Below are 5,230 nucleotides of genomic sequence, written 5' to 3' on the forward strand. Positions count from 1 at the left end.
ACCTGCGGCCACAGATCGCGAGAGTGCCCGGCCCCGGACCACGTGGTGCAAGCGAGGTTACCGGCACCGCCGAACGCGACAGGGCAGCAGCCACGCCGTTCTGCCGTTGGCGGTGGGCCTTCGCGATATGGTGGCCTGACCCGTGGAGGCCCCTACCCCACCGTCGAGGACAGTGACAATCCGATGGCTGACGTGGATGCGCAGGCGATCCAGCAGGATTTGATTGCGGCGGCCGACGCGGACCTGGGCTTCGACGGCGTCGAGGAGATCGGGCGCGGCGGATTCGGGGTCGTCTACCGGTGCACGCAGCCGCAGCTGGACCGCTTGGTGGCGGTCAAGGTGCTGACGAACGATCTCGATTCCGACAACCTGGAGCGCTTCATGCGCGAGCAGCGCGCCATGGGCCGGCTGTCGGGGCACCCGCACATCGTCACCGTTCTGCAGGTCGGCAAAACCCCTAGCGGCCGGCCGTTCATCGTGATGCCCTACCACGCCAAGGGGTCGCTGTGGGAGCGCGTCGGCGGCCGCACGCCGCTGGACTGGACCCAAGTGGTTGGCATCGGTGTGAAGATCGCCGGCGCGCTGGAAGCCGCGCACCGTGCCGGCATCCTGCACCGCGACGTCAAGCCGGGAAATGTTCTGCTCACCGACTACGGCGAACCGCAATTGACCGATTTCGGGCTGGCCAGGATCGCCGACGGTTTCGAGACACGTGCGGGGGTGGTCATCGGCTCGCCGGCCTTCATCGCACCCGAGCTCCTCGAAGGAGCCACTCCCACAACAGGATCCGATGTTTATTCACTTGGCGCGACGCTGTTCTGCGCACTGACCGGCCACCCACCCAAGGGACGGTCGGTCTCCGAAACGCTGCGCGAGCGGGGAGCACCCAACGACATCATCAGCGTCATCGAACGCGCGATGGTCCGAGACCCCGCACACCGTCCGGCGAGCGCGGCCGGATATGGCGAGGAGCTCCGCGATGTCCAGCGCCGCCACCGCCTCGCCGTCGACGACATGGCCCTACCGGTCGCCGACACCTCGGCGTCACCGCTCGATTCCACACTGACTCCGCCGGCGCCGACGACGAAATACCGTCCTCCCGTTGGGGTTCAGTCGCTGGTGACCCGCGATCGGTTGACGGCGATTCTGCGCGCGGCCGGCCGCCGCAAACTCATCCTGATCTACGCCCCCTCGGGCTACGGCAAAACCACCCTGGTGGCGCAGTGGCGCAATGAACTCACCAATTCCGGTGTGGCCGTGGCCTGGTTGACGGTCGACGACGATGACAACAACGTGGTGTGGTTTCTCGCCCATTTGCTCGAGGCCATCCGACGCGTCCGTCCGGCCATCGCCGCCCCGCTCGGAGAGGTCCTCGAACAGCGCGGGGATGCGGCGAGCCGCTTCGTGTTGGCGTCGCTGATCGACAAGTTCGAAGAGGACGGCGAGCCGATCACACTGGTGATCGACGACTGGCAGCGGGTATCGGATAGTCAAACCATCGCTGCCCTGCGTTTCCTGATCGGCCACGGTGGGGATCAGCTGCAGATCATCGTGACCAGTTGGTCGCGTCCCGAATTGCCGTTGAGCAAGTTGCGAATTCGTGACGATCTCGTCGAAATCGACTGTGAAAAGCTGCGTTTCGATGCCGACGAGGCGGGTTCCCTGTTGAATGACGTCGCGGGACTTCGGCTGGACGGCACCGATGTGGCGGCCCTGACCGCGTCGACGGACGGGTGGGCGGCCGCCCTGCAACTGGCGACGCTTTCCCTGCGCGGCGGGGGCGATGCGACCAGCCTGCTGAGCGGAATGCCGGGCGAAAACGATGAGGTCGGCGAATTTCTTGCCGAGAATGTGCTCGACGCCCTGGAACCCGAGCTGGTCGAGTTCATGCTGGCCACGTCGATCACCGAACGGACCTGCGGGGAACTGGCATCGGTGTTGGCCGGGGACGGCAGCGCGCAGGGCGTGCTCGAGGAGGTCGAGCGACGGGGTCTGTTTCTGCGGCGTATCCCGGACGAACCGCAGTGGTTCCGCTACCACCAGCTGTTCGCCGGATTTCTCCGGCGCCGGCTCGAACGCGACAATCCCGAGCTCGGAAAACATCTGCACGTGATGGCCTCGACGTGGTTCAACGATCGCGGCTATTTCAGCGAGGCCGTCGATCACGCTCTGGCCGCGGGCGATGCCGGCCGGGCACTCGAACTCGTCGAGCAGGTACAGACCAGGGCCCTGATCAATCAATCGCGGATGACCACCTTTCTGGCGATCATCGAGAAGCTGCCCCCGCAGCTGGTGGCCTCGCGGCCGGGCCTGCAACTCGCCATGGCGTGGGCCAATATTCTGCTGCACCGCCGCGAGGGCACCGATGCCGCGCTCAATCGCTTCGCCGCCGCGATCTCCAAGTCAAGCGTGCCCGAGGCGCGGCGGGCGGAGCTGACCGTCGAGGCCGATGTGGTGCGTGCGGTGGCCGAAACCTATTCCGACCGAGTCGAAGCCGTGGCTGACTTGGTCGCCGAGGCGATGTCGAGGCCAGAGACCCTGCGTCCGGTGCTGCCCCAGGCCGCCGCAACCGTGTCGGCCTTCGCGGCGATCCACCGCTTCGATTACCAGGCCGCACATCGGCTGCTGGCATTCGCGGAGCCCTACCACGAGCTGGTCGGCACGGTGGGTGCCGTTTACGCCCGCTGCTGGGCCGGCATCGGCGCGAGATATCAGCTCGACATTCCGCTTGCGCTGCACAGTTTCCGGCAGGCCTTCGAGATCGGCTCCGCGGCGGGGCCACACTCGCACGCGGCGCGACTCGCCGGCGCGCTTCTCGGCGAACTGCTCTACGAGATGGGCGAATTGGCCGAGGCTGCGGATCTTCTCGACGACAGCTATCAGCTCGGATCCGAGGGCGGCGGAGTGGATTACCTGATGGCACGATACGTCGTCGACGCGAGAGTCCAAGCCGTGCAAGGGAATCGTGAGGCGGCGATCAGCCGGCTTGACGCCGGCGCGGCGGTGGCCGAGGAGCTGGAGCTGCCGCGGCTGGCCGCTGCCATCAACCATGAGCGCGCCAGGCTTCGACTGCCGATCAACCCCCCGGACGCCGCTAGGCTGCGGGCCGAGCGCAGTATCCCGCACGGCGACAACGGCATCGCCATCGTCACCGCCGAGTTGGACGAGGCCGCCGGGATCCGGCTGTTGTCAAGAAGTCACTCCAGCGAGGACCGAGAGCAGGCGTGCAGACGCGCTCACGTGCTGCTCGTCGGGATTGACCCGGCCGCTCGCCCGCTGGCGGCCCTGCAGGCCCGCTTGTTGCTCGTCGAAACGCTTACGGCCGCAGGACGCGCCGATGATGCGCGCGACGATATCGCCGCAGTGCGTGCCCTGTGCGCCCAGCACGGCTTGGCGCAGCTGCTCGTCGACGCCGGGCTTGGCTAACCGCGGGCGATCCGCTCGGCTCGCCAACACCACGACCGCATCGGAACCTCGATCGTGTCGGCCCCAGGGAAACGCTCCTCGAGCGCGGCGCGCGCATGGGCCAGCCGCCGCGCGCGGTCATCCGCGGACGCGATGATGACTCTGCTGTAGGTACCGACCATCGCGACGGCGTCGTCGAGTGTCATCGGCCGGACGAAGTCGAAAGTCTCGCGCTCGATGTTGTGGAAGATCTGCGGCTCCGGCAGTTCGACGTTTCGGTGACGCCGCTGGAATCGGTCGGGCGAATCGGCCTCGGGCGTGTCCTCGCCGGGGAGCCGGTCCAGCTCACGCACCCAGTCCACCTCACGGTCTCGGCTCGTCCAGATCAGGCCGAACCGGCCACCGTTGCGCAGCACACGGCCGATCTCCGGGACCGCCCGTTCGGGATCCATCCAGTGCCATGCCGAGGAGATGAACACGGCGTCCGCGGCGGCGTCCGGGAGCGGGATCGACTCGCCGCGGCCCTCGAGGGCGGTGACGGACGCGGATCGCGCCGCGAGCACCGCGCGCATCCGCGCGTCCGGTTCGACCGCGATGACCTGCGCCGCGCGCCCGATCAGCGTGCGGGTGAACAATCCGGTGCCGGCGGCGACGTCGACGGCCACCTGACAACCCGGCGGCACCATCCAGTCCACCGCACCGGGCGGAGCCTGCGGCCGCAACACGTCATAGTCTTCGGCGATTGATCCAAAGGACATCGCCCTTTCCTGCCGATCTGTCACGTTAGCCACGGTATCCCAGCCTTCTCGGGAATGCTTGGGGCGCAATGTGTCCTACGTGTGAGGAACCTTAGCGCGCGCCGGGGAGCTGCGGCTTGACTTCCTCGATCACCCATTGCGCGTAGTCGAGGTAGGCTTGCGGCCCGCTCATCCGAGGCCCGGGCACCGAGCTGAACGTCACGCCGAGTTCGGCGAATCGGCACAGCTGGTCGACGATCTGTTGCTTCGTCATGCCGGGGCGATAGTTAGGGTCGTCGGTGGAGACGTGACCTTCGCCGACCCTGCCCATACCGAGCGGATACATGACGTCGAATTCCCGGCCGTCATAGGTTGGCTGCGACTTGATGAAGTCGATCCTGGCCGGAAGGTCCTCGACCTTCGACAGGAACGGCCACCATCCCGATGCGTACCGCGCCGCCCGCTTGAGCGCCGCGTCGGCATCGCCGGCGATCCAAATCGGGAGGTGCGGGCGTTGCACTGGTTTCGGTGCGAAGGCGATCGCGTCAAACGACACATACTTGCCGTCGAACGCCGGCGACTCGCTCGTCCACAATTCGAGCATCGCCGCCAGGTACTCGTCGGCCATCCGGCCCCGCTCGTGAAAAGGCACCCCGAGGGCATCGAATTCCTCTGCGTCCCAACCCACTCCGAACGTCGCGGTGATGCGGCCACCGCTCATCCAGTCCGCGGTTGACAACGCCTTGGCCAACACGACGGGATGGTGCAACGGCAAAATCGTCACGCTCGAATTGACCCGGATTCGCTGCGTCGCCCCCGCGATGAACGCCTGCGCGACCGTCGAATGCAGATAATGCGGACCCGACAACTCCAGATGAGAATGCGGCACGACGAAATGCTCAGGGACCGAGACCATGTCGTAGCCCAACTCGTCAGCACGCTTGACCATCGCCGCCTGTTCCGGACCCGTGACAGCGAATTCCCAATTCGCCGTCATCGCCGGCAATTCGAGGGTATGCGGCAGCCCAAACGCCAATTTCATTGCGCCAACAACGTCCTCTTCGACTCAAGCGATGGAACGTACAGTA

The 5,230-nt window shown here is 66.5% G+C and carries 3 protein-coding genes; 1 reads left to right on the top strand and 2 read right to left on the bottom strand.

What is annotated here, in order from left to right; translation table 11 throughout:
* Positions 1–183 precede the first annotated feature (183 nt).
* A complete protein-coding gene (locus MNAB215_RS25290; protein ID WP_077081220.1) occupies positions 184–3,426 on the top strand; it encodes a serine/threonine-protein kinase in 3,243 nt (1,080 codons plus the stop codon).
* On the opposite strand, the gene MNAB215_RS25295 is transcribed toward MNAB215_RS25290, so the two are convergent.
* On the bottom strand, positions 3,423–4,187 hold the full coding sequence (locus MNAB215_RS25295) for a class I SAM-dependent methyltransferase (protein WP_077082325.1): 765 nt from the start codon (positions 4,185–4,187) through the stop codon (positions 3,423–3,425). The two genes, MNAB215_RS25290 and MNAB215_RS25295, sit on opposite strands and share 4 nt — an antisense overlap.
* A 67-nt stretch (positions 4,188–4,254) precedes the next feature.
* A complete protein-coding gene (locus MNAB215_RS25300) occupies positions 4,255–5,184 on the bottom strand; it encodes a TIGR03619 family F420-dependent LLM class oxidoreductase (protein WP_077081221.1) in 930 nt (309 codons plus the stop codon).
* Positions 5,185–5,230 lie beyond the last annotated feature (46 nt).

Source organism: Mycobacterium numidiamassiliense, from assembly GCF_900157365.1.
Taxonomy (GTDB): domain Bacteria; phylum Actinomycetota; class Actinomycetes; order Mycobacteriales; family Mycobacteriaceae; genus Mycobacterium; species Mycobacterium numidiamassiliense.